Annotated in this window: 25 protein-coding genes and 1 pseudogene; 13 read left to right on the forward strand and 13 right to left on the reverse strand. The window is 60.3% G+C overall.

Translation table 11 applies throughout. The features are described 5' to 3' along the window. Window positions 1-4: 4 nt before the first annotated feature. Window positions 5-316, reverse strand: coding sequence for an ATP-dependent Clp protease adapter ClpS (clpS, locus tag HB780_RS18990; RefSeq protein ID WP_183697254.1), 312 nt, complete (start codon window positions 314-316; stop codon window positions 5-7). Window positions 317-621: 305 nt separating this feature from the next. On the opposite strand from clpS, the gene ychF reads away from it, so the two are divergent. From ychF to HB780_RS19005, 3 genes are all read left to right on the forward strand, one after another. Then, window positions 622-1,725 (forward strand): redox-regulated ATPase YchF, encoded by a 1,104-nt coding sequence (ychF, locus tag HB780_RS18995; protein WP_183694999.1) that lies wholly within the window; start codon window positions 622-624, stop codon window positions 1,723-1,725. Between the two features lie 186 nt (window positions 1,726-1,911). Further along, window positions 1,912-2,376 (forward strand): MaoC family dehydratase, encoded by a 465-nt coding sequence (locus HB780_RS19000; protein ID WP_183695002.1) that lies wholly within the window; start codon window positions 1,912-1,914, stop codon window positions 2,374-2,376. After that, window positions 2,373-2,840 (forward strand): MaoC family dehydratase, encoded by a 468-nt coding sequence (locus tag HB780_RS19005; protein WP_183695005.1) that lies wholly within the window; start codon window positions 2,373-2,375, stop codon window positions 2,838-2,840. The genes HB780_RS19000 and HB780_RS19005 overlap by 4 nt, the downstream gene beginning before the upstream one ends. 38 nt (window positions 2,841-2,878) lie before the next feature. Here the strand turns inward: HB780_RS19005 and HB780_RS19010 are convergent, their stop codons facing one another. The 4 genes and pseudogenes from HB780_RS19010 to petA all read right to left on the reverse strand — a co-directional run bounded on the left by HB780_RS19010 (window position 2,879) and on the right by petA (window position 6,293). Further along, a complete protein-coding gene (locus tag HB780_RS19010; protein ID WP_183695007.1) occupies window positions 2,879-3,421 on the reverse strand; it encodes an adenine phosphoribosyltransferase in 543 nt (180 codons plus the stop codon). Window positions 3,422-3,544: 123 nt separating this feature from the next. Beyond that, a complete protein-coding gene (locus tag HB780_RS19015) occupies window positions 3,545-4,411 on the reverse strand; it encodes a cytochrome c1 (protein WP_183695010.1) in 867 nt (288 codons plus the stop codon). 15 nt (window positions 4,412-4,426) lie between these two features. Continuing rightward, complete coding sequence (locus HB780_RS19020; protein ID WP_183695013.1) at window positions 4,427-5,701, reverse strand: cytochrome b; 1,275 nt, start codon at window positions 5,699-5,701, stop codon at window positions 4,427-4,429. Window positions 5,702-5,715: 14 nt separating this feature from the next. After that, window positions 5,716-6,293, reverse strand: a pseudogene (gene petA / locus HB780_RS19025) (ubiquinol-cytochrome c reductase iron-sulfur subunit). A 471-nt stretch (window positions 6,294-6,764) separates the two neighbouring features. Between petA and HB780_RS19030 the strand changes: the two are divergent. Next, window positions 6,765-7,700, forward strand: coding sequence for an endonuclease/exonuclease/phosphatase family protein (locus HB780_RS19030; protein ID WP_183695016.1), 936 nt, complete (start codon window positions 6,765-6,767; stop codon window positions 7,698-7,700). A gap of 56 nt (window positions 7,701-7,756) precedes the next feature. Here the strand turns inward: HB780_RS19030 and HB780_RS19035 are convergent, their stop codons facing one another. From HB780_RS19035 to HB780_RS19050, 4 genes are all read right to left on the reverse strand, one after another. Beyond that, window positions 7,757-9,619 carry an ABC transporter ATP-binding protein gene (locus HB780_RS19035; RefSeq protein ID WP_183695019.1) on the reverse strand — a complete coding sequence of 621 codons (1,863 nt, stop codon included), beginning with the start codon at window positions 9,617-9,619 and terminating at the stop codon, window positions 7,757-7,759. Between the two features lie 100 nt (window positions 9,620-9,719). Beyond that, on the reverse strand, window positions 9,720-10,046 hold the full coding sequence (locus tag HB780_RS19040) for a type II toxin-antitoxin system RelE/ParE family toxin (RefSeq protein ID WP_183695022.1): 327 nt from the start codon (window positions 10,044-10,046) through the stop codon (window positions 9,720-9,722). Then, complete coding sequence (locus HB780_RS19045) at window positions 10,043-10,315, reverse strand: ribbon-helix-helix domain-containing protein (RefSeq protein ID WP_183695025.1); 273 nt, start codon at window positions 10,313-10,315, stop codon at window positions 10,043-10,045. Before HB780_RS19045 ends, HB780_RS19040 begins: the two co-directional genes overlap by 4 nt. 148 nt (window positions 10,316-10,463) lie before the next feature. Beyond that, on the reverse strand, window positions 10,464-12,317 hold the full coding sequence (locus tag HB780_RS19050; RefSeq protein WP_183695028.1) for an ABC transporter ATP-binding protein: 1,854 nt from the start codon (window positions 12,315-12,317) through the stop codon (window positions 10,464-10,466). Window positions 12,318-12,714: 397 nt separating this feature from the next. Here HB780_RS19050 and HB780_RS19055 point away from each other — a divergent pair, with 397 nt between their 5' ends. From HB780_RS19055 to HB780_RS19065, 3 genes are all read left to right on the forward strand, one after another. Beyond that, window positions 12,715-13,176 (forward strand): tRNA (cytidine(34)-2'-O)-methyltransferase, encoded by a 462-nt coding sequence (locus HB780_RS19055; protein WP_183695031.1) that lies wholly within the window; start codon window positions 12,715-12,717, stop codon window positions 13,174-13,176. A 114-nt stretch (window positions 13,177-13,290) separates the two neighbouring features. Next, window positions 13,291-14,448 (forward strand): hypothetical protein, encoded by a 1,158-nt coding sequence (locus HB780_RS19060; RefSeq protein WP_183695034.1) that lies wholly within the window; start codon window positions 13,291-13,293, stop codon window positions 14,446-14,448. Between the two features lie 211 nt (window positions 14,449-14,659). Beyond that, window positions 14,660-16,303: a Na/Pi cotransporter family protein gene (locus HB780_RS19065; RefSeq protein WP_183695037.1), complete on the forward strand. Its 1,644-nt coding sequence runs from the start codon at window positions 14,660-14,662 to the stop codon at window positions 16,301-16,303. A gap of 44 nt (window positions 16,304-16,347) precedes the next feature. Here the strand turns inward: HB780_RS19065 and HB780_RS19070 are convergent, their stop codons facing one another. After that, window positions 16,348-16,608: a hypothetical protein gene (locus HB780_RS19070; protein ID WP_183695040.1), complete on the reverse strand. Its 261-nt coding sequence runs from the start codon at window positions 16,606-16,608 to the stop codon at window positions 16,348-16,350. Window positions 16,609-16,766: 158 nt separating this feature from the next. On the opposite strand from HB780_RS19070, the gene hemF reads away from it, so the two are divergent. The 3 genes from hemF (at window position 16,767) to HB780_RS19085 (ending at window position 18,365) form a co-directional block, all read left to right on the forward strand. Next, complete coding sequence (gene hemF / locus HB780_RS19075; RefSeq protein ID WP_183695043.1) at window positions 16,767-17,678, forward strand: oxygen-dependent coproporphyrinogen oxidase; 912 nt, start codon at window positions 16,767-16,769, stop codon at window positions 17,676-17,678. 90 nt (window positions 17,679-17,768) lie between these two features. Continuing rightward, entirely contained in the window at window positions 17,769-18,047 is a 279-nt protein-coding gene (locus HB780_RS19080; protein WP_183695046.1) for a hypothetical protein, read from the forward strand. A gap of 132 nt (window positions 18,048-18,179) precedes the next feature. After that, window positions 18,180-18,365 (forward strand): DUF1059 domain-containing protein, encoded by a 186-nt coding sequence (locus tag HB780_RS19085; protein ID WP_183695049.1) that lies wholly within the window; start codon window positions 18,180-18,182, stop codon window positions 18,363-18,365. Window positions 18,366-18,381: 16 nt separating this feature from the next. Here the strand turns inward: HB780_RS19085 and HB780_RS19090 are convergent, their stop codons facing one another. The 3 genes from HB780_RS19090 to HB780_RS19100 are packed head-to-tail and all read right to left on the reverse strand — an operon-like array spanning window position 18,382 to window position 20,890. Beyond that, complete coding sequence (locus HB780_RS19090) at window positions 18,382-19,638, reverse strand: CCA tRNA nucleotidyltransferase (protein ID WP_183695052.1); 1,257 nt, start codon at window positions 19,636-19,638, stop codon at window positions 18,382-18,384. Beyond that, window positions 19,635-20,270, reverse strand: coding sequence for a CoA pyrophosphatase (locus tag HB780_RS19095; RefSeq protein ID WP_183695055.1), 636 nt, complete (start codon window positions 20,268-20,270; stop codon window positions 19,635-19,637). Before HB780_RS19095 ends, HB780_RS19090 begins: the two co-directional genes overlap by 4 nt. Further along, on the reverse strand, window positions 20,267-20,890 hold the full coding sequence (locus tag HB780_RS19100) for a DUF1285 domain-containing protein (protein WP_183695058.1): 624 nt from the start codon (window positions 20,888-20,890) through the stop codon (window positions 20,267-20,269). Before HB780_RS19100 ends, HB780_RS19095 begins: the two co-directional genes overlap by 4 nt. A 168-nt stretch (window positions 20,891-21,058) precedes the next feature. On the opposite strand from HB780_RS19100, the gene HB780_RS19105 reads away from it, so the two are divergent. From HB780_RS19105 to HB780_RS19115, 3 genes are read left to right on the forward strand one after another with little or no spacing between them, the layout of a single operon-like run. Further along, window positions 21,059-22,072, forward strand: a complete 1,014-nt coding sequence (locus HB780_RS19105; RefSeq protein WP_183695061.1) for an AAA family ATPase — start codon at window positions 21,059-21,061, stop codon at window positions 22,070-22,072. Between the two features lie 28 nt (window positions 22,073-22,100). After that, window positions 22,101-23,021 (forward strand): DUF58 domain-containing protein, encoded by a 921-nt coding sequence (locus HB780_RS19110; protein ID WP_183695064.1) that lies wholly within the window; start codon window positions 22,101-22,103, stop codon window positions 23,019-23,021. After that, window positions 23,018-25,843 carry a DUF4159 domain-containing protein gene (locus HB780_RS19115; protein WP_183695067.1) on the forward strand — a complete coding sequence of 942 codons (2,826 nt, stop codon included), beginning with the start codon at window positions 23,018-23,020 and terminating at the stop codon, window positions 25,841-25,843. Before HB780_RS19110 ends, HB780_RS19115 begins: the two co-directional genes overlap by 4 nt. The last annotated feature ends 1 nt before the right edge of the window (window position 25,844 follow it).

The raw sequence follows: 25,844 nt of genomic DNA on the forward strand, positions 1-25,844 counted from the left end.
GACTCTACTCTTCCGGCTCGGTGGTGAACATCAATGGGAAGTCGGCACTTTTCGCCAGATCGATAGCTTCCTGTGCCTTGGTCTCGGCGATATCCCGGGCGCAGACCATCACCACGCAGCTGCCAAGCTTATGCGCAGTCATCATCACGCGATAGCCGGTCTCCTCGCTGATGCGGAAGACGGCTTGCAGCACCATGATGACAAATTCGCGCGGCGTGTAATCGTCGTTGACGAGAATGATCTTATAGAGCTTCGGCCGCTCGACCTTCGGCTTCGTTTTGGTCTTCGGTTTTTGGACAATATCATTGTCACTCATCGGAGGCACCGTTGATGACAGGAGGGAAAAGAGCTTTTCGCTGATAACAGGTTTATATCGCACTGCAACCAGCCATTCAAGCAAAACGATGGCCCGACGATAACCGCCGGGATCAACCGATTGTGAACAGGAGGCGACAACGCCGTCGTCCGCACGTCGGCAAACATACAAACGGCATGCGATTGCAGAACCGTTAGAGCCGCCCTTCTTGCAGAAAAACGGCGCTTTTCCCCTGCAAGACTTGACCCGCAACGGCCCTTCCCCCATACGCACTGCAAAGATTTTCAAGATATGGACAAGGTGCCATGGGTTTCAAATGCGGTATCGTCGGGCTGCCGAATGTCGGCAAGTCCACTCTGTTCAACGCGCTGACCAAGACGGCGGCGGCGCAGGCGGCGAATTATCCGTTCTGCACGATCGAGCCGAACACGGGTGAAGTGGCGGTTCCCGATCCGCGTATGGAGCAGCTTGCCCAAATCGCCAAGTCGAAAGAGCTGATCCCGACGCGTATCTCCTTTGTCGATATTGCCGGCCTGGTGCGCGGCGCGTCGAAGGGCGAAGGCCTGGGCAACCAGTTCCTCGCCAATATCCGCGAAGTCGACGCCATCGTACATGTGCTGCGCTGCTTCGAAGACAGCGACATCACCCACGTCGAAGGCCGCATCAATCCGGTTGCCGATGCCGAGACCATCGAGACCGAGCTGATGCTCTCCGATCTCGAGAGCCTAGAGCGCCGCACCGAGCAGACACGCAAGCGCGCCAACAGCAAAGACAAGGAATCCATGGCGATGCTGCCGCTTATGGAAGCCTCGCTCAAATTGTTGAACGAAGGCAAGCCGGTGCGCAACTTGCTGTCGAAGCTCGATGAGGAGGAACTCCATATCCTCAAGAGCCTCAACCTTCTGACCTCGCATCCCGTGCTCTATGTCTGCAACGTCGCCGAAGCCGATGCCGTTGCCGGCAATGAGCATACGGCTGCCGTCACCGCCATGGCCAAGGAGCAGAATTCCGAAGTGGTGATCATCTCCGCCGCCATCGAAGCGGAAGTGGCACAACTGCCCGAGGAGGAAGCCATGGAATTCCTCTCCGAACTCGGCCTCCAGGAAGCCGGCCTCAACCGGCTGATCTACGCCGGCTACAAGCTGCTGCATCTCATCACCTATTTCACCGTCGGCCCGAAGGAAACACGCGCCTGGACGATCGAGGAAGGCACCAAGGCCCCGCAGGCCGCCGGCGTCATCCATTCCGATTTCGAACGCGGCTTCATCCGCGCCCAAACCATAGCTTATGGCGATTACATCACCTTCAAGGGTGAAGTCGGCGCCAAGGAAAACGGCAAGATGCGCTCCGAAGGTAAGGAATATGTCGTACAGGACGGCGACGTTCTCAACTTCCTGTTCAATGCCTAGGAAATGACGGGATTGCCGGCCCTCACCTGAGCGCCGGCAATCTTCCCTCTGCGGATCCCGGCAACAGCCGGACCGTGACCCGGCTCAAGCCGCACCCTTTCCCCGTCATCGCCGCGAAAAATACTTGCGCCACTCCTGCCCGACATGCGATTGCGCAGGGAGGGAATGAGGAGGCCGGTGACGGATATGGCGAAACTGACATATGAGGATTTTCAGCCGGGACAGGTATTTCCGCTCGGGCCGAAGCATGTGACGACCGAAGAAATCATTGAATTCGCAAGCGAGTTCGACCCGCAGCCCATGCACCTCGACGAAGCTGCCGGCCGCGCCAGCATTCTCGGCGGGCTTGCCGCCTCCGGCTGGCATACCTCGGCGATGTTCATGCGCATGATGTGCGACAGCTATTTGCTCAACACCGAATCCGAAGGCGCACCCGGCATCGATTTCATGGAGTGGAAGAAGCCGGTTCTCGCCGGCGACACGATTTCCGGCCGTTCGATCGTACTCGAATCCCGCGCCATGCGTTCCCGCCCCGGCATCGGCATCGTCAAGTTCCGGCATGAGGTGAAGAACCAGCACGGCGAACTCGTCTGCCTCGGCGAGAACGCCACCATGATCCGCATGCGCTCGCCCGTGGAGACCTCGGCATGAAGATGATGGAACTCTACCCCACGGGTGAGCGGACCGAGATCGGCAGCCATACGTTTACGCCCGAAAACATCGTCCGCTTCGCCTCGCGCTTCGACCCACAGATTTTCCATATGGACGCGGAAGCTGCCAAGGACACGCTGTTCGGCGGGCTCTGCGCTTCCGGTTGGCACTCCTGCGCCGCCTGGATGAGGACCTTCATCGACTACTGGAAGGGCGAAACCGCCCGCCTGATCACCGAGGGCAAAAAGCCGCCCAAACTCGGCCCCTCGGCCGGCTTCCAGAAGCTGCAATGGCTGCGCCCGGTCTTTGCCGGCGATACCGTCACCTACGGCGTCACCCTGCTTTCCAGCCGCCCATTGGCCTCACGCCCAGGCTGGACGCTCAACACCATCCTCTGTGACGGAACCAACCAGCATGGCGTGCCGGTGATACGCTTCGAGAGCACTGTGCTGGAGTTTGAATAAACACCTTCGCCCCGTTTGAGGCGAAGGCAGGTTGGTCTTCAATGCCCGCTGAATTCCACCAGCGTGTGAACCGGTACATCAAGCGCTTCCAGCTTCTTGCGGCCACCGAGATCCGGCAGGTCGATGACGAAGCAGGCGGCGACGACCTCGGCGCCGATCTGGCGCAGCAGCTGTGTTGCGCCAACGGCGGTGCCGCCGGTCGCGATCAGGTCGTCGACTAGGATCACCTTTTCGCCGGGGTTCACGGCGTCGCGGTGCATCTCCATCTCGTCGACGCCGTATTCGAGGCTATAGGCGATGCGCACAATATCATGCGGCAGCTTGCCCTTCTTGCGGATCGGCACGAAACCGGCCGACAGCTGATGCGCCACCGCGCCGCCCAGAATGAAGCCGCGGGCCTCCATGCCGGCGACCTTATCGATTTTGGTGCCGGCATAAGGCTGCACCAGCGCATCGACAGCCCGGCGAAACGCCTTGGCGTTGCCGAGCATCGTGGTGATGTCGCGAAAGATGATGCCGGGCTTGGGATAGTCCGGAATGGAGCGGATGCTGGCGGCAAGCTCCGAAGCGATAGTATTCATGGAAATATATACTCTCAGGCTATGATAGGGCCGGTCGCACCCTATCAAGACGCATGCGCGATACCAACAAAAAAGGCGGCCTATTAGAGCCGCCTTTTTTTGTTGGTTGCATGGCTGAACTGCTTAGTGAGCGCCAGCCTTGGCGTAGACCGACCGCTTGGTGAGATAGATCAGCGTCGAGAAGATCAGCAGGAATATGATGACCATGAAGCCGAGATGCTTGCGCTCCTCCAGATGCGGCTCTGCAGCCCACATCAGGAAAGCGGAAACATCGTGCGAATACTGATCGACCGTCTGCGGCGAGCCGTCGTCATAGGTGACCTGCCCGTCGGAAAGCGGCTTCGGCATGGCGAAGGTCGCGGCGGCATCGAAATAAGGATTGTAGTGCGAGGCCTGCGGCACCTTGAAACCGGCCGGAGGCTCTTCATAGCCCGTCAGCAGCGAGTAGATATAATCCGGCCCGCCTTCCTGATACTGCGTGAAGATGTCGAAAACGAACTGCGGGAAGCCGCGCTCGATTTCACGCGCCTTGGCGAGCAGCGACATGTCCGGCGGCACGGCCCCGTTATTCGAGGCGGCTGCCGCCTCGTCATTCGGGAACGGCGACGGGAAGTGGTCGGACGGAAGCGCCTTGCGGGTAAACATCTCGCCCTGAGGGTTCGGACCGTCCTGTACCTCGTAGTTCGCCGCGAAAGTCTTGACCTGCGCTTCCGAATAGCCAAGCTCACCCAGCGTACGGAAGGGCACCAGCTTCATCGAATGGCAGGCGGAACAGACTTCCGTGTAGACCTTGAGGCCGCGCTGGAGCTGCGCCTTGTCGTAGTAGCCGAAGGGACCGGAGAAGGTCCAGTTCTGCGTCCTCGGCTCCTTGAGCGGGTAGTGCGGTGTCGCTTCTTCGGCGGCGGGCTTGGTTTCCGCGGCAACGGCGGCAACCGTGGCGAAGCCACCGATAAGTGCGAGCGACAGAAGGCCGGCAACAAGATTTTTCATTGTTCTCTTCCCCGGTTACGCTTGAGCCGGAACGGCTGTTTTGCCGTTCTGCTTCTCAAGGACCGCCTCCGTAATCGAATTTGGAATGCGCCTCGGTGTTTCGACCAGACCGAGAACCGGCATGGCGACGAGGAAGAACAGGAAGTAGAACAGCGTCGCAAACTGCGAGATCACGACGAAATTACCTTCCGCCGGCTGCGAACCGAGCCAGCCGAGCAGAACGGCATCGGCCACGAACAGCCAGAAGAACAGCTTGTACCAGGGACGATAGACCGCCGAGCGGATCTTCGACGTGTCCAGCCAAGGCAGGAAGAACAGCACGATGATCGCACCGAACATCGTCAAAACGCCACCAAGCTTGGAGTCGATCGGGCCGATGTTGAAGGTAATCGAGCGCAGCATCGCGTAGAACGGCAGGAAGTACCATTCCGGAACGATGTGAGCCGGCGTCTTCAGCGGATTGGCCGGAATGTAGTTGTCGGCATGGCCAAGAAAGTTCGGCAGGTAGAAGACGAAATAGGCGAAGACCAGCAGGAAGATGGAAACGCCGAGCGCATCCTTCAGCGTCGCATAGGGCGTGAAGGGCACGGTGTCGGTCTTCAACTTGACCTCGACGCCTGTCGGGTTCGTCTGGCCGGTCACATGCAGCGCCCAGATGTGCAGGATAACGACACCCGCGATCATGAACGGCAGCAGATAGTGCAGCGAGAAGAAGCGATTGAGCGTCGGATCGTCGACGGCAAAGCCGCCGAGCAGGAAGGACTGGATCCAGTCTCCGATCCAGGGGAAGGCCGAGAAGAACCCAGTGATGACGGTCGCGCCCCAGAAGGACATCTGACCCCAGGGCAGAACGTAGCCCATGAAGGCCGTTGCCATCATCAGGAGGTAGATGATCACGCCGAGGATCCAGAGGATCTCGCGCGGCGCTTTGTAGGAGCCGTAGTAGAGGCCACGGGCGATGTGGAGATAGACCGCAACGAAGAAGAAGGACGCGCCATTGGCGTGCATGTAGCGCAGCAGCCAACCATGGTTGACGTCGCGCACGATCTTCTCGACCGAGTTGAAGGCGACGGTCGTGTCCGCCGCATAATGCATGGCAAGAACAACACCGGTCAGGATTTGCAGGATAAGCATCACGGCCAGCATGGCGCCGAACGTATAGGCATAGTTCAGATTACGCGGGACCGGATAGGCGATGAAACTGTCATAGACCATACGCGGCAGCGGCAACCGCGCATCGACCCATTTTTCGAGCCCTGTGGATGGCTCGTAAGACGAATGAGCACTCATGATTCAGTTCCCCCTCAACCGACCTTGATCTTTTTTCTGCGGTGAACGCATATAGCGGAATGGCGAGGTTCTGCGGCGCTGGCCCATGGCGGATGCGACCGGCGGTGTCATAGACCGAACCATGGCAGGGACAGAACCACCCGCCATATTCCCCTGCCTGACCGAGCGGTATGCAACCGAGATGGGTGCAGACGCCGATCATGACAAGCCAGTTCTCTTTCCCATCACCGGCCGAACGCGCGACATCGGTCGCCTGCGCATCCGCTGCCAGATTGGCATTGCGAGCGACAGGGTCCTTCAGATCCTTGATCTCCGTACCCTTGGCGTCGTCGATTTCCTTTTGCGTGCGATTGCGGATGAAGACCGGCTTGCCGCGCCATTTCACCGTCAGAGACATGCCCGGCTCCAGGCTGGTCACGTCAACTTCGATGGAAGCAAGAGCTAGCGTCGAGGCATCCGGTCGCATCTGGTCGATAAACGGCCATGCAACGGCAACGGCACCGACCGCGCCGGCCATGCCCGTCGTCAGATAAAGGAAGTCTCGGCGAGTTGGCTCGCCCGTGGTTTCACTCGTCGTAGTATGCTCGCTCAAAGCCGGACCATCCTCTTCCGCAAAACCGCAGCTAAGCGCTGCGGTACCCCCTCACTAACGGCGAATCAACGCGACCATAATTCCGCCATAGATTCCTCCGTATCCCGCCGCGTTCTAAGCTTGATCGCAAATTATGTCCAGTCTTGGCAAGGGGTGGAGGCACAATGTCGCGGGAAAAGCGCGCTATTTGGCCGCGCGCAGCGAGCTTAAAATCAACGCCAGCAGTCAAATCGGCGTAAGAGCATGAAAAACCGTAAGATTCGCATAATAAATTTTCTCATTGCGGAGCAAAATAAACAATGATTTCAATGCTGCATCGCAACAAATTCAATGACACGCCGGTCATTGATCTCTAAGACGATAGTCTTTCCTTGCCTTTTGACACTATGGATTTCATGACCGCATTACGCATCATTTCACGCTCTGCCGCCCGCTTTTGAACTGCGTTTTAGCAATGCCAAGGATATGTTTATGAGGCAGACGATTTACTGCGTTTTATGCGTGCTGGTGACCTTATTGCTGGTCACGCTGGCGGCACGCTATGCCATCGACATCTGGCTGCTCGCATTCTTCGAGAGCCTGCAGACGCATTTCAGCCTTTTCGGCATTTTGCTTGCCCTGCTCGCGCTTCTCTTCCGGCGGCACTGGTATGCGGTTCTCCTCGTCGTCTTCGGGGTCGGGCTCGCGGTCCATTCGGTCCTGATGCTTCGGGAACATGCCGCCTCCCCTGCAACAGAGACCGATGCGGGCAAAAGCTTCAAGCTGCTCTCCTTCAACATCGAGAACAGCAATTTCGAAAACGGCGCCGGCATCGCCGACTTCATCCTTAGCTCCAACGCCGATGTCGTGGAGATTTTCGAGGCCGAGCCGATCAAAGCCGAGCTGCAGCGCATCAGCGATATCTACCCCTATCGCATCGGCTGCGGAGTCATGACCGACGACTGCGACTCCCTGCTGCTGTCGAAGCGACCGTTCCAGACGCAGGACATGCGCAGCCTCGGCAGCCTCTGGCGCAATCGTTTCATTCTCGCGACCATCGACATGGGCGGCCAGCCGGTGAACTTTGCTTCGGCGCATCTGAGCAAGCCCTATTTCGACGAATTTCATGCGGACGAGTTGAGCATCCTCGGCCCAATCCTCAGGCAAATTCACGGACCGCTGATCCTTGCCGGTGATTTCAATGCGTCGGTGATTGCCCCGGATATGCGGGATTTCCTCAAGGACACCGAACTCAGCCATGCTTTTCCGGAGCCCGCCACCTGGCCGGTCATGGCCGGTGCTTACGGCATCGCAATAGACCATGTTTTTGCGCGCGCGCCGTTGCGGCTGATATCCGTCCGACAGATACCCGACGCCATGGGCTCGAACCATTTCGGCCTGATGACCGAGTTTAGCGTTTCAAAGTAGCACTTTGATTTTGTGTCAACTTATCGGAAAGTCGCCAGACGCTTGCGATGACGGCTTTACTCCGCATCCTCTGCGATAAAGCCGCCGGATTGGCGTGCCCAAAGCTCGGAATAGAGACCGCCACGGGCAATCAGCTCGTCATGCGTGCCATCCTCGATGATCTTGCCCTTGTCGATGACGATCAGCCGGTCGAGCTTGGCGATGGTCGAGAGCCGATGCGCGATGGCCAGCACCGTCTTGCCTTCCATCAACGTTTCGAGATTGGACTGCAGCGCTGCCTCCGCTTCGGAATCCAGCGCCGAGGTCGCCTCGTCCAGCACCAGGATCGGCGCGTCCTTCAGCATGACGCGGGCAATGGCGATGCGCTGGCGCTGACCCCCGGAGAGTTTCACGCCGCGCTCGCCGACATGGGCGGCATAGCCTTTTCGGCCCTTCTGGTCCTCCAGTGTCGCGATGAACCTGTCCGCCTCCGCCCGCCGCGTCGCCTGCGCCAGCTGTTCCTCGCTCGCTAGCGGACGGCCGAAAAGGATATTGTCGCGGACGGAGCGGTTGAGAAGCGCAGTATCCTGGGTGACCATACCGATCTCGGCGCGCAGCGACTCCTGTCGGACCGTGGCGATATCCTGTCCGTCGATCAGGATACGGCCGCCTTCGAGATCGTAGAAGCGCAGGAGCAGATTGACGAGCGTCGTCTTGCCTGCCCCCGAGCGGCCGACGATGCCGACCTTCTCACCAGCGCGGACGGTCAGCGAGAAATCCTCGATGATGCCGCTGCCGCGACCGTAGTGGAAGGCCACATGCTCGAAGCGGATGTCCGGGCGGACGATCTGCAGATCCCTGGCGCCCGGCTGATCGACCAGACCGATCGGCTCCGAGATCATTTCCGCCGAGTTCTGGATCGTGCCGAGATTGCGCATGATGGCATTGAACTGCGACATCATCCGGCCGAAGAGCATATTGAGCCGCAGCACCATGCTGAGCGTGAAGGCAACACCACCGGTCGAGATGTCGCCGGCAAGCCACAGATGGATGGCCAGGGCCGCGATAGTCGTGATCATCACGCCAGACAGAAGTGCCAGCGACGAGCGCACGCCGGTCAGAAGTCGCGTAAACGGAATGACCGCCGCCTGAAAGCGATCGAAGCCGTTGCGGATGTAATCGTCGTTCTGCTCTTCACGGCCGAAGAGCTTCAGTGTCTGGATATTGGCATAGGCATCGACCATGCGGCCGTTCAACACCGACGCTGCTTCGGCCGAATTGCGGGCATGACGGCGGATGCGCGGCACGAAATAACGGGCGAGCAGCGAGAAGACGCCGATCCAAACCGTGATTACGAGTGCCAGGCGCCAGTCCAGCCCTCCAACCAACGCAATAGTCGAGGCGGCATAGATGATGATAAACCAGACCACCTGCAGCAGCGACACGACGAGATCGCCGGTCGACTGCCCCGCCGACCAGACCTTGGTGACGATGCGGCCGGAAAAATCATTCTGAAAGAAGCTTATCGATTGACGCGCGACATGCGCATAGGCCTGCCAGCGCACCAAATTGAGAAAGCCGGGAACGACCACTTGCTCCTCGACCAGCGCGCCGAGGCTGACCACAAAGAACCGCACGACCAGTACGACGAAGACCATGCCGAGCAACGTGCCGCCATGGCCAGCGAGCAGCCCAGTCCAGCCCTCGCCCGGCTTTACCTTGTCCAGGATATCCACGAGATGCCCGACAAACCAGAACAGCGCCGCCTCAAGCATCGCCACGGCCCCGCCAAGCGCCGCCATCGCCAGGAACGGGCCTTTCGCCTGACCGACATAATACCAGATGAAAGCCCAAAGCGACCGCGGCGGCTGAAGGTCGCCACTGCGGTCGTAGGGATCAATCCAAGTCTCGAACAATCGGTAGACGGAACGGATCAACATCCCATGCGATATAGGAGGTTTCGCCGAGCGCGCAAAGCAATGCCGTGGGTGGAAAACATTATATTTTTGTCATGTTTGGCGCCAAAAAGCACTCGGCACTTCACGTCGCCCCGTCGTCTTCGCTCAGAATAGCTAGCAGGTCACGCCGTCCATGCAAGATGCGGACAACGATGGTCGTTTCATCTCGGATAAGGTAATAAACGCGAATTGACTCGAAACCCGATACCATCCGCGATCTCAGGCCATCGAGAGCCGGGTTGTCGAAATGACGAGGCGATCCAGCCGATGGGGCCTGCGCAATAGTCAACAAGGAGTGTCGGATCCCCACGAAAAAGCGATCACCAACATCGTTACCGCCGGTATCGGTATAATATCGCAATTGCTCAAGAATATCCGAGCGGGCCGCCGGCTTAACGATCAATTTCACTGAGAGACTTTTCCGGATTTCGCTTTGGCGAATAGTTCAGCAGCTTCCGCCTTAAGTTCAGTCCAGAACTCCTCAGTTACTTCATGCCCGTCCCCGGAGGCCAGCCCCTCGAGCAGCAATGACTGCAGGCGCGCTTCATTTTCCTTGGCTTGTGCCTCGCGAAGCAGACTGCGAACATATTCACTGACATTCCCGAAGCCTTTATTGGCAATTTGCCCTTCCATGAAGGCTTTCAGGTTGTCCGGCAGGGATATTGTAACGGTAGCCATCGCGCGCCATCCTATCTCCATTTGAGATTTATATTAGCACGCGCTCTTAACTGTTCTCAATAGATAAGAAGAAGTAGCCACCAAATACATTGAGGTATGCAAACCCAAACAAAAAGGGCGAGCCCCGAAGCCCGCCCTTCTCTTGATCTTACTGCGCCGCCGCCTCAGCCTCTTCATGGTCCGCCAGGAACCCGCCGGACTGGCGGTTCCAGAGATCGGCATAAACGCCGCCGCTCTGGACTAGGTCGTGATGCGTGCCCGTCTCGATGATGTGGCCCTTGTCGAGAACGATCACGCGGTCCATCTCGGTCAGCGTCGACAGGCGGTGGGCGATCGCGATCACCGTCTTGCCCTGCATCAACGCGAAGAGGTTTTCCTGGATCGCCGCTTCCACTTCTGAATCGAGCGCCGAGGTTGCTTCGTCCAACACCAGGATCGGCGCGTCCTTCAGGAAGACGCGGGCGATCGCGATGCGCTGCCGCTGGCCGCCGGAGAGCTTGACGCCACGCTCACCGACCTGCGCGTCGAGCCCCTCGCGGCCTTGCATATCGACCAGACCCTCGACAAACTCCCAGGCATTGGCGCGCTTGGTCGCCTGGATGATATCGGCGTCGGTCGCCTCCGGATGACCATAGGCGATGTTGTCGCGGATCGAGCGGTGCAGCAGCGACGTATCCTGCGTCACCACGCCGATCAGCGAGCGCAGGCTGTCCTGCGTCACCTTGGAGATATCCTGGCCGTCGATGCTGATGCGCCCGCTTTCCAGATCGTAGAATCGAAGTAGCAGGTTCATCAGCGTCGTCTTGCCGGCGCCGGAGCGGCCGACAAGGCCGACTTTCTCGCCGGCACTGATATCGAAGGTCAGGTTGTCGATGACACCCTTGGCCTTGCCATAATGGAAGCGGACTTGATCGAAGTGGATCGCGCCCTTCTGGGCCGTCATCGCCGGCGCTGCCGGCACATCGACGATATCGTGCGGCTTCGTCAGCATCTCGATGCCGTCATAGATCGTGCCGATATTCTCGAACAGCGCCGAGACTTCCCACATGATCCATTGCGACATGCCGTTGACGCGCATGGCAAGGCCGATGGCGATGGCGATGGCGCCGATCGAGATCGAGCCACTGAGCCAGAACCAGATCGACAGCGCCGAGATGGCGAACAGCGCCACGCAGTTGTTGATATAAACTGCGATGTAGAACAACGTCACCTTGCGCATTTGCCCGTAGACGGTTTGGAGGAATCCATCCATCCCGTCCTTGGCGTAAACCTCCTCGCGGCCCGCATGTGAAAACAGCTTCACCGTCGCGATGTTCGTATAGCTGTCGACCACCCGCCCGGTCATCGTCGAGCGCGCATCGGCCTGGGCGGCTGCGATCTTGCGCAGTCGCGGCACGAAATAACCAACGATACCAACATAGATCGCCAGCCACGCCAGGATCGGCAACATCAGCCGCCAGTCCGCCATCGCGATGACCAGGATCATCGACAGGAAATAGGTGACGACATAAACGAAGACATCGAGAATCTTCATGACGGCTTCGCGTACGGCAAGCGAGGTCTGCATCACCTTGGTGGCGACACGACCGGCGAACTCGTTGGCGAAGAAGGTCATGCTGTGACGCAGCAGGAAGCGGTGCATCTGCCAGCGGGCACTCATCGGATAATTGCCGAGAAGCACCTGATGCATGATGATGCTGTCAAGCACAGCCGCAAGCGGCAGACCGACCAGCACCATGGCGCCCATCCAGAAGAGCTTGTGCCACTCCGTCTGCAAGAACGTCGCCCTGTCGGCATGCGACAGCCAATCGACGATGTCGCCGAGAAACTGGAACAGCGCGACTTCGCCGATAGCGATCAGCATGGTGAGAAACGCCATGGCGATCAGCCAAGGCGCCGCCGGCTTGGTATAATGCCAGCAAAAGGCAAAAAGACCCCGCGGCGGAACATCCGGCACCTCGGTCGGAAACGGGGTCAGTCGCTGTTCGAACCAGCCAAACATGAAATGCTCCAAAGACTCGACCCTTTGGCCATGGTTGCTGCATCTCAAGGGATCGCAGGCTGATATGGTGGCCGGGTGATATAAAGAACGAGGCCATATCAGCCGCGTAACGAATCGAAAAAGGGGGAACTCGCGAAAATGCGCTTTAGAGCGCCTGAATCACAGCCATGTGCGCATGGCCGGGAGGCGCATCATAACAAACGAGATATTCATCTGAGCCTCCCATGTCGCAAGTTGCAGAGCGGCTCCCTTTTACCGTGCATTTTCGGCTTTGAAAAGCGAAATATGCCCAAAAACGCGCCGGAATCTTCAATTTTGCTGATGGAGGACATCACAAAAATAGGGGTATTCGACGAAAGCCGAAGACAAATCCGGTTGTTTTCGCTAGTTGCAAACCATGACTTCGCTGCGCATCGCCCTCTACCAGCCCGATATTCCCGGCAACACCGGCACGATCCTTCGGCTTGCCGCCTGCCTCGGCTTTGGCGTCGATATCATCGAGCCCGCCGGCTTCGATATTTCGGACCGCAACCTCAAGCGCGCCGGCATGGATTACCTCTCCGCCGTCGCGCTGACACGGCATGTGAATTGGGAACGCTTCGAGGCCTGGCGCGCGACAACCGGGCGGCGACTGGTGCTCGCCTCCACCAAAGCGGCTGAGCGCTACACGGATTTCGCCTTCCGGGAAGACGATATCCTGCTCTTCGGCCGCGAGAGCGCCGGCGTGCCGGATCACGTCCACGAAAGGGCGGATGGCCGCGTCCTGATTCCAATGATCGAAGGCCAGCGCTCCATCAATCTAGCCATGTCCGTCGCGATGATATCGGGCGAAGCTTTACGGCAGACGACGTGGTCGTAATCTCGCGCCGTCTCAGAGCACAACGTCGCTGAATTGTCGTTGGCATGCCGAATAAAGTGTGAGAAGCTTTCCTTCGGAATGCTCTAATCTACGGCAGCCTTGACGAGGTGACCCATGTTCCAGACGGCATTCACCCTCACTCTTACTCAGTTCGCGCGTACCCTCAGCCTTCCCGAACGGCTGCAACGCTCGCCAATGCGCAATCTTGCCCTGGAAGCCCTTCGCCAGCGCAACACGACGCTCGATGCGCTGTTTTACGACGTCAAGGTCATCACCCCGGAAGAAGCCTTCTACATCAGCGATTCTCTAGCAGCCGAAGGCACGATCATGATCGTTCCGCCAAGCGGCAGCGGCGCGATCATTCTATGCGAAACGCTGGAAGAGTTTGCGCGGCGCGGCGGTCGTGAAGTGCAAGCGCTGGCGGTTGCCGGGATCGGCGGCTCCGCTCTAGGCGCAGCGGCCTTTGCCCGCAATGTGGCTGATGCGATCGCGGCACCCGTCGCGGTCGTCGTCTCCGGCTACGGTCTCGCCGATGTCATCACCGAGACGCTTGGCGGATATTTCTTCTTCGGCCATCTCAAGGGCCTGCGCCCGGTCCTTGAAATACTGGACGACTTTGCCGGACGACCGAAATTCGGCGCCACCGACGCGCGCAGCGACGAGACAGCGCCACGTACCAGCCTGGACACTCGCACGGTGCGAGCGCTTCTGGCAGATCCCCGCTTCTCCTTCTGTCTGCTCGTCGGCCACTCCAAAGGCAATCTGGTGCTCTCGGCAGCACTTCACGATCTCGGCAGGCAGGACGAGGCCCGAGCCGCAAAACTGGCGGAGGATACGAAGATCGTCACCATCGGCACCCGCATCGCCATGCCGCCGATCTTTTCCGATGTGGTCGATGTTATCGGCGAATGGGACTGGTTCGGCGAAATGAATTCCCGGCCGTTCATTTCCACCGATCGCCGCGTTCCGCATGCCGGGCATCACACCAATACGGATTTTCACAGCCATCTGCCGGTGACATCCGTGCTGAAGGAGATCCTGGCCGTCGCGCCGATTGCCGGAAAGGCTCTCGCCGCATCGGCGCTGCATGTCGTGGCAAAGACAGACGCTTCGATAGCCGAAACCACCGTCCCCTCGCCTTCAGTGCGGGCGAGGCGGCGTCCTGCGACGATCGAGAAGGTGAAAAAATCCTTCTCTGACAAGAGCTTGCCCCATATTCCATCGAAGGAACCCGGTCCTTCCGCCGAATTGCCGCCGCCGAAACCGCATTAAAATCGGGCACTGCGCAAATATTGCCCCAATATGTCGCTCATAGTGTTGGAGCATGGGCGCAACGCGCGTATAAACCTTAGCCGGCAAGTTAAATTGCTGCGATTCCATATGAAAGAAAAGATACTGAAATACATGCCTTTTCAGTGCCTTCCGTACAATTTCCATTCATCGTCAATAGCATCGCGGCATGGGAAAGATATAAAAAGACGACATGGATTCCACCGTCGTGATGATCAATCTGTTCGGAGCCGTGGCTTTGCTGCTGTTCGGCCTCGCACAGGTAAAGGATGGTGTGTCGCGTGCCTTCGGCGCCCGGCTTAGAACTGGCCTTGCCAGCGGCACACGCGGCGGCCTTCGCTCCTTCGTCTCCGGCTTTGTCGCAACCGTGGCGCTGCAAAGCTCGACCGCGACTGCGCTGATGATCGCCTCCTTCGTCGAGCGCGATCTCGTCCTGCCCAGCATGGCTCAGATAGTGCTGCTCGGCGCCAATGTCGGAACCGCCGTGACGGCGTGGATCGTCGCGACCGGCATCGAATGGCTGTCACCGCTGATCATTCTGATCGGCATCGTGCTCTACCGTCGCTCAGCCACTACGCAACAGGGCGCTGGCACAGCCCTGATCGGCATCGGCCTGATGTTGCTGTCGCTACAACTTCTGAGCCTCGCCACGGAGCCGATGCGGCAATCGCCGGCGCTCGCGGCCTTCATCGGCCTGCTGGATGGAGCACTGCCGGTGGCGCTGATCTTTTCGGCCGTGCTCGCCTTCGTCTCGTCGTCCAGCCTCGCCGTGGTCGTGCTGATCCTGTCGCTTGCCTCGGCCGGCATCCTTTCCCCAGCCCTCACCGTCGTTCTCGTGCTCGGCGCCAATCTCGGCGGCGCGATCCCGCCCGTCATGGCCACCCTCTCCGGCCCGGCCACCGCCCGGCGGGTGACGCTTGGCAACCTGATCGTGCGCACCATCGGCTGTCTCATCGTCCTGCCCTTTGCGAGCTATATCGGCGCGTGGATGCAGGGCATGCATTTTTCGCCGGCCAAGCTGCCGGTCGACGTGCACCTGCTCTTCAACATCGCCCTCGCCATCGTTGCCTGGCCGTTCTCGTCCTTTCTGTCGAAGACGATGCTGCGGATGGTGGCCGACGATCCTAAGACCGATGACGGGCCGAAATTTCTCGACCATAACGCACTCAGCACGCCAGTCGTGGCGCTCGCCAGCGCGACACGCGAAGTGCTCGGCGTCGGCGATCTCATCGAACGCATGCTGATCCGCACCGAAAATGCCTTCAACCACAACGACCTGTCGCCGCTGAAGGAAATCGCGGTTCTGGAAAAGCGCGTCGACCGCATCCAGCAGGACGTGAAGATCTACCTCTCCAAGCTCGGGCGCGAAGGGCTGGACGACGAAAACGGCCGCCGCTCGATCGTCATTATCGACTACGCCATCAACCTCGAGCATATCGGCGACATCATCGAAAAGGGCCTGGCCGAACAAGTTGCAAAGAAGATCGGCAAGGGCCTGACCTTCTCGGACGACGGCTATCAGGAACTGAAAAAGCTCTTCGGCATGACGATCGACAATCTGCGCATCGCCCAGACCATCTTCGTCACCCGCGATTTCAACCTCGCCCGTCAGCTCATGGAGGTAAAGGTCGATGTCCGCCGGCTTGAGAAGCAATCCTCCGAGCGCCACCTCGAGCGCCTGCGCGACGGCCGCGTCGACAGCCTGCAGACCAGCTCGCTGCATCTCGACATGCTGCGCGACCTGAAGCGCATCAACGCCCACATCGTCTCCGTGGCGCATCCGATCCTGGATGAGAGTGGGCTATTGATCGAAAGTCGGCTGCGGAACACGCAATAGCCGCTTCCAACCGCTGGCGACGGCAAGCTGTTGCCATATTCCGATCAATCCGCCGATGGCAGGCGCCGCATGGTGAACTCGATGCGGTCGCCATCGACCTGCCGCCAGCTTTCGACTTCGGTCCAGTAAGCAGCCTTCGGAAATGAATCGAACCATTCGCGCGCCTTGGCGCGTGCTTCCGGGCGGCTGAGACAAAACGTCTCGCGAACGAAATCATTCTTTCTGCCAGCGGGATTTTCCTGCCGGTACCGGAATATTCTCTGTTTCAACCCATCGAGGGGCGGCGGTCCGGGTATCTTCATCATGAAACCTCGCCTTTGAGAGAGAAGATAATACCGCATTTGACAATTTGCGAGTCGATTCTCCGGTGAGACCAGTGCGCTGGTTCCGCCACGATGTTGCTGATATTCAAGGCGACAAATCGAATCGCGGGCCTCTGGCCGCCCGTATCCGGAGAGCACATATGGAACGACCGAACCTCCCCAAGGAACTGCCTGAGGATATCGAAGAAAAAAAGGAGGCAGCACAAGGCTGGTTTCAGAGCCTGCGCGACGCGCTCTGCGCCGAGTTCGAACAGCTGGAGGACGACCTCGCCGGCCCCCTTTCCGATCAGACGCCGGGGCGCTTCGTTGCCAAGGACTGGCAGCGGGAGAACGGCGAAGGCGGCGGCGGGCGCATGTCGATGATGGAAGGCCGCGTCTTCGAGAAGGTCGGCATTCACACCTCCACCGTCTATGGCGAATTCTCGCCCGATTTTCGCAGCCAGATCCCGGGCGCAGAAGAAGATCCGCGCTTCTGGGCTTCAGGCCTGTCGCTGATCGCCCACCCGGTTAATCCGAACGTGCCGACCGTGCACATGAACACCCGCATGGTGGTGACGACAAGCCAATGGTTCGGCGGCGGCTGCGATCTGACGCCGATGCTCAACCGGCGCCGCACGCAGGAAGACACCGATAGTGTCCTCTTCCACCGCGCGATGCAGATCGTTTGCGATCGCCATAAAGTGGCGGACTACCAGCGCTACAAGGCTTGGTGCGACGAGTATTTCCATCTGAAGCATCGCAATGAATCGCGCGGCATCGGCGGCATTTTCTTCGACTGGCTGCATTCCACAGAAGAAGCCGGCGGCTGGGACGCCGATTTCGCCTTCACGCGCGATGTCGGCCGCGCATTTTCCATGGTCTATCCCCGGATCGTGCGCTCGAACTTCAACGAAGCATGGACCGAAGAGGATCGCGACGAACAATTGATCCGTCGCGGACGCTATGTGGAGTTCAATTTGCTCTACGACCGAGGTACAATCTTCGGGCTGAAGACAGGCGGCAATGTCGAGTCGATCCTATCTTCCCTGCCGCCCGTGGTGCGTTGGCCGTAAGCGCCGACATTAAAACATCAGGAGCACCCTGAAATCGTTCGGAGGAGTACCTAGGTTAGGTAATGCGCGTTTCAATCGGAGGAGATTGTAATGGCAGTACAGAATCAAACGGCAGAGACTGCGAATGAACAGAAGCTTTCGCGCAGCGTCGACACGCCGGAATTCATAGTTCGGCTGGCTGAGGATATGCGGATCAGAAGCGGATCGGATCTGCCCCTCTCCTGCTTCATCGAGCAGGTCAGAATGCAGCTCGCCGGTAAGTCACCTGGCGAGATCGCCAGCATGGCGGCGGATCGTCCGGCCCGGCAAGCGCCTGCGCCGAGATATCAGTCCGCGGATTGCTTCAAGGCGTGGGCCATGCCGGACTGATGTCCGGAAAGTATCGTCCGGGGGGTGGAGGCCTTGCCGGGCGGAGGAAACCTTTCTCCACCTTTCGCGTTTTGACCTTCATGCCCTACGGCATGAACAAATGACATCGCGTTGAAATATCAGGAGGCAGATATGCGACTGTTCGAATGTGGGACGCTCGTGCCCGGCTGCAACTGGCACACCCGCGCCAATGACGATGCCGAAGTGGTTCGTCGCGCCGTCGAGCACATGCGTAACGCCCATGGCGAGACGACCATCCGGGAAGGCATGGTCGACAATATCAAGGCCCGCATTCGCGACGAAGCGAATGCCGCCTAATCTCAGCCTATAGGCATCAGGACTCGATCAATTCCTTCAGCCGGGCGAGCAGAGCCGCCCGGTCCATGGAGAAATTGCCGTCGAGCCATTGCTGCTCGAGCTTGCCAAGGATTTCGCCGACCCGAGGCCCGGCGCTGACGCCCGCAGCCAGCGCATCCGCGCCGCTGACCGGAAAGACCGGCTTCTTCCAGCCTGTCGTCCGCTCCAGTAGCTTGCCCAGCCGGGCCGTGCGCGCCATCTCCTCAAAATCGCCTTCCGCCTTGCCTCGCGCAACGGCAAGCGCCAGCTTCAGCCGAGCGGCAACGCCGGGCGTATCATAGCGGTAAAGCAAGCGGTCGAAGGCCGCTTCGGAGATATCGTCCTTGATACCGGGCGCATTTGCCCAGCCCTGCAAAGAGGCAGCCTCCGCCTTCGACAGCCGCAGCTTTTCGGCAAGCTTTGCCAGCCTTGCAGCATCCGGCGGCACGATGGCCGCAAGCCGCAGCAACGGATCAGGCGTCCAGCCAAGCGCCTGTTCCGTGGCGACCAGCGCCGGAATGGCGTCGATGCCCCATTTCTCGGTTTCCGGCAGCACCTCGGTCAGGATCCCGACCTGCCGCATCCAGAGCAAGGCCCGGCCTGGATCCTTGGCCGCAAGCAGCTTCTTCATTTCCGACCAGACGCGCTCTGCCGACAGCGATGCGATCTTGGAGCGTGCCGCCGCGCAGGCACGCAACCCGTCAGCATCCGGCCGGCCGCTGCCGTAATAGGCGAAGAATCGAAAGAAGCGCAGGATACGCAGATGGTCTTCGGCGATCCGCGTCGCAGCATCACCGATGAAGCGGATATTGCGGCGCTCGAGATCGGCAAGTCCGCCGACCATATCGACGACCTCACCGCTATCCGAAGCATAGAGCGCGTTGATCGTCAGGTCACGCCGTTCGGCGTCCGCCTGCCAGTCATCGCTGAACGCCACCTGAGCGCGGCGACCGTCCGTTTCAACATCGCGGCGCAAGGTGGTGATCTCAAATGGTTTTCCATCGATGATCAGCGTCACGGTCCCATGCGCGATACCCGTCGGAACCGCCTTGATACCGGCGGCAGCGGCCCTTTCGATGACCGCCTGCGGCAGCAAGGTCGTGGCAATATCGATATCGGCGACCGGCAGCCCCATAAGGCTGTTGCGCACCGCGCCGCCAACGACACGCCCCTCGCCGCCATCGGCGTTCAACAGGGACAGCACGCGCTGCAGGGCCTCGTCCTTGAACCAGGTCTCACCGGCAACGGAAGTCATGAATAGAGCCTTTCATAGAGTGTCCGGACAATGCCCGCTGTAATGCCCCAGATCATGTGCGATCCATAGGGCATGCGATAGAACTGGCGCTCGATCCCCTGCCACACCATGCTGTCGGTGACGTGATGATCCGGATCCATCAGGAAGGAAAGCGGCACTTCAAACGCATCCTCCACCTCGGTCGGATTGAGCGTCAACTCAAAACCGGGCTTGACCACCGCCAGGATCGGCGTGATGCGAAAGCCGGTCGCGGCCAGATAATGCGGCAATCGAGCCACCGGCTCGATGAAGATATCCGCGAGGCCGATCTCTTCGGCCGCCTCGCGCATCGCCGCCATTTCCGGCGATGCGTCCTCCGGATCGATGGCGCCGCCTGGAAAGGCGATCTGGCCGGAATGCTTGCGCAAAGTCGAGGTGCGCAGCGTGAAGATGACCTTGGCGTCCTCGCCATAATCCACCACAGGCACCAGCACCGCCGCATCGCGCAGCGTCAGACCCTCGGCTTGCAAGGTCGTTTCCGGGTTAAGCACATGGTCGCCATGGTCACGCCAGGCAAGCTCGACCGGGCCACCGCTCTGATTGAGCGCACGCCGCCGGAATTCGCCGGCGGAATAAAGGGGAAATTCGCTCATCGCGTCAGGGCATCCAATTCGGCAACCGGCATGACGGGAAAGACAGAGGTGCCGGAGCGCACGCAGAAAATCTCCCGCCCGGCAATCACCACCGTCTCGCCGAGTTCGACGAGATCATACATCACCGCCCGTGTCACCAGCGCTTCCAGCCGGCCGCGAACATGCAGATAGGGTTTCAGTTCGTCATTGTCACCGCTGATGACGAAACGTATCGGGTGCTCCCTGCCCGCCTCGACGACATCTCCCACATTGGTGCGGAACGTCAGCAGCCGTTTGCCGTCGCGTTCGGTCACGCTCATCTCGACGGCGACGAAATGCGCATCGACGACGCGAATGCCGACCCTTTCCGCAGGCGTGACCAGATAGGTCTTTTCATCCGCGTCCTTGCGCAGAACTGTGGAAAACAGCCGCACCAGCGGCGCGCGCCCGATAGGCGTACCCATATAGAACCAGGTGCCGTCGGCGCGGATTTCCATGTCGATATCGCCGCAAAACGGTGGGTTCCAGCGCTCTACGGGTGGCAGGCCCTTCTTGCGTCCGCCATTGTCGCCGGCCGCGCGCGAAATCAGCGCAGCCAGACTTGCCGCATCGCTCGTCGCCCTGATTTCTTCGCTTGCCATTGTTCCGTCCCGGTTTGCACTTAGTCCTGAATACAGCCGTTTCTCACGAGATAGTCATTCGAAACGCGCTTGTCAGCTATCTTCATGGCGGTAAGTTGTATTGAGTATGAGGCAAATGTGTAAGGTCTGCGAATCGCGCGTACCGTTTTTCAGCCGTTGGAGATGCAAATGGGCATGATCAAATCGACCGAAACGAGCCTCGATGACCAGGCCATGATTGCATCGGCCGAGCGGGCACTGGGCGATATCGCCACCATCCGCGACGAGGTTTCAAAGGTCATCTTTGGTCAGGAAAGCGTCGTCGAAAACACGCTTCTCGCCGTGCTCGGCGGCGGCCATGCCCTGCTGGTCGGCGTGCCCGGCCTTGCCAAGACCAAGCTGGTGACCACGCTCGGCGCCGTCCTCGGCCTTGCCGCCAGCCGCGTGCAGTTCACGCCGGACCTGATGCCGTCGGATATTCTCGGCTCCGAAGTCATGGACCAGGATGAAAGCGGCCGCCGCTCCTTCCGCTTCGTCAAAGGCCCGGTCTTCGCGCAATTGCTGATGGCCGACGAAATCAACCGCGCCTCGCCACGCACGCAATCGGCGCTGCTGCAGTCGATGCAGGAATATCACGTCACTATCGCCGGTCAGCGCTACGATCTGCCGGCGCCGTTCCATGTTCTGGCAACGCAGAACCCGCTGGAGCAGGAAGGCACCTATCCTCTGCCGGAAGCGCAGCTCGACCGCTTCCTGCTGCAGGTCGACGTCGACTATCCCGAACTTGCCGACGAACGCCGGATCCTGCTCGAAACCACGGGCCTCAACGAAGCGACACCACATGCGGTGATCAATGCCGAGCGATTGATCGAGATCCAGACGCTGATCCGCCAGATGCCAGTCAGCGACGGCGTCGTCGATGCCATCCTCTCCCTGGTGCGTTCCGCTCGTCCGGGTCAGGGCAATGCCTCGACCGACAAACATGTCGCCTGGGGTCCGGGTCCGCGCGCCGGCCAGGCGATGATGCTCTGCGCCCGCGCTCGCGCGCTCTATGAAGGCCGGCTTGCGCCTTCGCTCGACGATGTGCATGCGCTGGCCGAGCCGGTGCTGCAACACCGCATGGCGCTGACCTTTTCGGCTCGCGCCGAAGGCATGTCGGTACGAGACGTGATCGCAGGGCTGGTCAAGCAGTCAAGAACGTAACTCGGAATATCGAGGAGACTATAAGCGCGTGGCATCCATCGGACAGATCGTCAGCCCGACCTCAGGCAATGATGCCCTCTCCCGCGCTCGCAGCCGTGCCGCCCTCGTGCCGGATTGCCTCGTTGAGGCCAAGCGCATAGCCAATACCGTCATCGCCGGCTGGCACGGCCGACGCAAGCGCGGCATTGGTGAGAACTTCTGGCAATTCCGTCCCTATAGCGAGGGCGAAAGCCTATCGCGCATCGACTGGCGCCGCTCGGCCCGCGACGATCATACCTATATCCGCGACCATGAATGGGAAGCAGCGCACACGATCTGGCTCTGGGCCGACATGTCGCCGTCGATGATGTACAAATCGACCTACGGCCATGTCTCCAAGGAAAGCCGCGCGCTGGTGCTGATGCTGGCGCTTGCCGAGATCCTTGCGCGCTCGGGCGAACGCGTCGGCTGCCCCGGCATCATGGAGCCGGTCTCCACCCGCAATGCCGCCGAACGGCTGGCGGCGGCGCTGATGCACACCCCGCTCGAGGGCGGCCTGCCGCAGACCACGATGATCCGCGGCTGGAGCGATATCGTGCTGATCGGCGATTTTCTCGATGATGCCGACGATGTCATGAGCCGGATCGGGCCGCTTGGCCGCCGGGGATTGCGCGGCCATGTGGTCGAGGTCGCCGACCCCGCCGAGGAAATCTTTCCCTATAGCGGCCGCACCGAATTCAGCGATCCCGAAACCGGCACGAAGCTGGTGGCCGGACGGCCGGAGAACCTGCGCGAGGATTATCAGCGCGCCTATCTCGCCCGCCGCGACAGTCTCGGCCAGTCGCTGCGCCATCTCGGCTGGACCTTCGTGAGCCATCGCACCGACCGGCTGGCATCGGAAGCGCTGGTGGCCGTGCACATGTATCTTTCCGGCATGCCGGCCAGGGCGACATCTGGAGGGCAACCGTGAGCGGTCTCTCCTTCGCATTCGCCTCCCCCGCCATCCTCGGCGCCCTGATCCTGCTTCCAGCGATCTGGTGGCTGCTGCGTCTCACCCCGCCGCATCCAAGGGCGGAGGTCTTTCCGCCGCTGCGCATTCTGGCAACGATCCTGAAGCGCGAGGAAACGCCGGCGCGCAGTCCCTGGTGGCTGACGCTGCTGCGCATGGCGCTCGCCGCCCTCGTCATCCTTGCCATCGCCAATCCGATGTTCAATCCACGCACCAACACGCTGTCGAGCAGCGGGCCGCTGGTGCTGCTCATCGACAATAGCTGGGCGACGGCCTCCGACTGGGAGCGCCGCGTACAGACGGCCGACGCGCTGATCGACGATGCCGACGCCAAAGGCATACCCGTCTCCATCGCCTTCACCGCCGAACAGAGCAACGACACCACGCCGGGCGCGGCCACGGCCGCCCGCGACAAGTTACATGCGATCAACTCAAGGCCGCTGGTGCCCGATCGCCAGCGCGCCACCCAGGCCATCGAGGCCGCCCTCAATGGCACCCAGCCGGGCACGATTGCCTTTCTCTCCGACGGCGTCGAAAGCAAGGACAAGGACGATATTCTCAACCAGCTCGCCGCCTTGAAGCCGAACGAACTGCGCCTGATCCAAGGCGACGGCAGCGATGTACTGGCCATCATCGGCGCCAACAACGCCGCCAACGACATGACCGTCACGGCGACCCGGCTGAATGGCAGCAGCCCGCTTCGGCTGGGGCTGACTGCACTCGACAATCAGGGACGGCCGATCGCGGCCGGTTCGCTGAATTTCTCCAGCGGCCAGACGGTTGCGACCGGCTCGATCGCCGCGCCCTTCGAAATGCGCAACGATTTCGCCCGCATCAGCATCGATCGGCATGCGAGCGCCAGCACCGTGCATCTGCTCGACGACGGCTTCAAGCGTCGCCGCGTAGCACTTTTGTCCGGGCAGTCCGCCGACGAATTCCAGCCGATCCTGTCGCCGCTCTACTACATCCAGCGCGCCCTGCAGCCCTATGCCGACCTGATCCAGCCGAACAGCGCCGATCTGGCAAAGTCGATCCCTGAACTACTTGCCGGCAATCCATCCGTAATCATCATGGCCGATGTCGGCCGCCTGCCGCAGGAAAGCTATGGGCCGCTACAGCAATGGATTCAGAATGGCGGCACGCTGGTGCGCTTTGCCGGGCCACGCCTCGCCGCTGCTCCCGCCGAAGACCCTCTGGTGCCTGTAACATTGCGCCAGGGCGAACGCACCTTCGGCGGTGCACTCTCCTGGGCCGAACCGCAGCCGCTCGCCGATTTTCCCGCCTTCGGCCCCTTCGCCGGCATGCCGAAGCCAGCCAATGTGCTCGTCAAGCGGCAGGTACTGGCCGAGCCGACACCTGATCTTGCGGAGCGCACCTGGGCAAGCCTTGCCGACGGAACGCCGCTGGTGACCGAGCAACAGATGAAGGCTGGCCGCATCGTCCTCTTCCATGTCAGCGCCGAACCGCAATGGTCCGACCTGCCGATCTCCGGTGACTTCGTCGAAATGCTGCGCCGTATCGTGCAACTCTCCCGCTCCGGTGGCGTCACCACGGGCAACAACGCGCCGAAGACCAGCGAAGCCATGCCGCCCTACCGGCTGCTAACCGCCAAGGGCGCGCTGACCAGCGAAGCCGGCAATGCCCGCCCGCTCGAGCCGAACAACAAAGGCACGATCGCCGCCAATTTCGACAATCCACCCGGCCTTTACGGCTCGGAAGAAGGTTTTGTCGCGCTCAACGTTCTACCGGATGGCGCTCAACTGAAGCCGCTGGATGCTTCCACCACGAGCCTCTCGGTTGCGCAAGAAGGCCTTATCGGCGGTGAGGCCTGGTCGGCCAAGCCGATCCTCTTCACCATGGCCTTCCTTGTGCTTCTGGCGGACAGCCTGATCGTGCTGTTCATGAACGGCGCTTTCCCACGCCTTCGCAAATCGGCGAGGACGGCCGCAACCGGTGCCGCTATGCTGCTGCTCGCAGTCTCGGTTGCCACCTTCCTGCATCCGGGGAACGCCTCAGCCGACGATTCCAAGCCCGGCGACGACACCATCTTTTCGAGGCTCGACAAGACGCATCTTGCCTATGTCGTCACCGGCGAGTCGGAGGTCGACCACATTTCCGAGCGCGGCCTTGCCGGCCTTTCCGATTTTCTAACCTATCGCACGACGCTGGAGCCCGGTCCGCCGGTTGGGCTCGATCCCACCAAGGACGAACTCGCCTTCTATCCGATCATCTATTGGCCGATTTCCGCCACCGCGCCGATGCCGTCCAACGATGCCATCAACCGCATCGACGCCTATATGCGCAACGGGGGTACCGTGCTCTTCGACACGCGCGACGCGATCGACACGATGGGCGACAACACCACGCCGAGCCCAAACGGCCAACGGCTGCAGGCGATCCTCGCCAATCTCGATATTCCGGCACTGGAGCCCGTGCCGAAAGGTCATGTTCTGACGAAATCCTTCTATCTGCTCTCGAGCTTTCCCGGCCGCTATGCCGACAGTCCGCTCTGGATCGAGGCGCGGCAGGATACGCGCGGCGACGGCAATGCGGTCACCTCGGCGGATGGCGTGACCCCGATCATGATCACCGGCAATGATTTCGCTGGCGCCTGGGCGATCGGCGACAATGGCTCGCCGCTGCTGCCGACTGTGCCGCCGGACGAGACGCAGCGCGAATATGCCTACCGCACCGGCGTCAACATCATGATGTACATGCTGACCGGCAACTATAAGGCTGACCAGGTGCATATCCCTGATATCCTGGAACGGCTGGGGCAATAGA

It is taken from the genome of Rhizobium lusitanum, assembly GCF_014189535.1.
GTDB classification, from domain to species: domain Bacteria; phylum Pseudomonadota; class Alphaproteobacteria; order Rhizobiales; family Rhizobiaceae; genus Rhizobium; species Rhizobium lusitanum_C.

Bases quoted from the DNA above. Each gene is read 5' to 3' on its own strand.
- ychF (WP_183694999.1), top strand. From the start codon at position 622: ATGGGTTTCAAATGCGGTATCGTCGGGCTGCCGAATGTCGGCAAGTCC.
- HB780_RS19000 (WP_183695002.1), top strand. From the start codon at position 1,912: ATGGCGAAACTGACATATGAGGATTTTCAGCCGGGACAGGTATTTCCG.
- HB780_RS19090 (WP_183695052.1), bottom strand. From the start codon at position 19,638: ATGACTTCCGTTGCCGGTGAGACCTGGTTCAAGGACGAGGCCCTGCAG.
- clpS (WP_183697254.1), bottom strand. From the start codon at position 316: ATGAGTGACAATGATATTGTCCAAAAACCGAAGACCAAAACGAAGCCG.
- HB780_RS19080 (WP_183695046.1), top strand. From the start codon at position 17,769: ATGGCAGTACAGAATCAAACGGCAGAGACTGCGAATGAACAGAAGCTT.
- HB780_RS19085 (WP_183695049.1), top strand. From the start codon at position 18,180: ATGCGACTGTTCGAATGTGGGACGCTCGTGCCCGGCTGCAACTGGCAC.
- HB780_RS19005 (WP_183695005.1), top strand. From the start codon at position 2,373: ATGAAGATGATGGAACTCTACCCCACGGGTGAGCGGACCGAGATCGGC.
- HB780_RS19055 (WP_183695031.1), top strand. From the start codon at position 12,715: ATGACTTCGCTGCGCATCGCCCTCTACCAGCCCGATATTCCCGGCAAC.
- hemF (WP_183695043.1), top strand. From the start codon at position 16,767: ATGGAACGACCGAACCTCCCCAAGGAACTGCCTGAGGATATCGAAGAA.
- HB780_RS19095 (WP_183695055.1), bottom strand. From the start codon at position 20,270: ATGAGCGAATTTCCCCTTTATTCCGCCGGCGAATTCCGGCGGCGTGCG.
- HB780_RS19045 (WP_183695025.1), bottom strand. From the start codon at position 10,315: ATGGCTACCGTTACAATATCCCTGCCGGACAACCTGAAAGCCTTCATG.
- HB780_RS19060 (WP_183695034.1), top strand. From the start codon at position 13,291: ATGTTCCAGACGGCATTCACCCTCACTCTTACTCAGTTCGCGCGTACC.
- HB780_RS19050 (WP_183695028.1), bottom strand. From the start codon at position 12,317: ATGTTTGGCTGGTTCGAACAGCGACTGACCCCGTTTCCGACCGAGGTG.
- HB780_RS19100 (WP_183695058.1), bottom strand. From the start codon at position 20,890: ATGGCAAGCGAAGAAATCAGGGCGACGAGCGATGCGGCAAGTCTGGCT.
- HB780_RS19020 (WP_183695013.1), bottom strand. From the start codon at position 5,701: ATGAGTGCTCATTCGTCTTACGAGCCATCCACAGGGCTCGAAAAATGG.
- HB780_RS19015 (WP_183695010.1), bottom strand. From the start codon at position 4,411: ATGAAAAATCTTGTTGCCGGCCTTCTGTCGCTCGCACTTATCGGTGGC.
- HB780_RS19010 (WP_183695007.1), bottom strand. From the start codon at position 3,421: ATGAATACTATCGCTTCGGAGCTTGCCGCCAGCATCCGCTCCATTCCG.
- HB780_RS19105 (WP_183695061.1), top strand. From the start codon at position 21,059: ATGGGCATGATCAAATCGACCGAAACGAGCCTCGATGACCAGGCCATG.
- HB780_RS19035 (WP_183695019.1), bottom strand. From the start codon at position 9,619: ATGTTGATCCGTTCCGTCTACCGATTGTTCGAGACTTGGATTGATCCC.
- HB780_RS19065 (WP_183695037.1), top strand. From the start codon at position 14,660: ATGGATTCCACCGTCGTGATGATCAATCTGTTCGGAGCCGTGGCTTTG.
- HB780_RS19070 (WP_183695040.1), bottom strand. From the start codon at position 16,608: ATGATGAAGATACCCGGACCGCCGCCCCTCGATGGGTTGAAACAGAGA.
- HB780_RS19030 (WP_183695016.1), top strand. From the start codon at position 6,765: ATGAGGCAGACGATTTACTGCGTTTTATGCGTGCTGGTGACCTTATTG.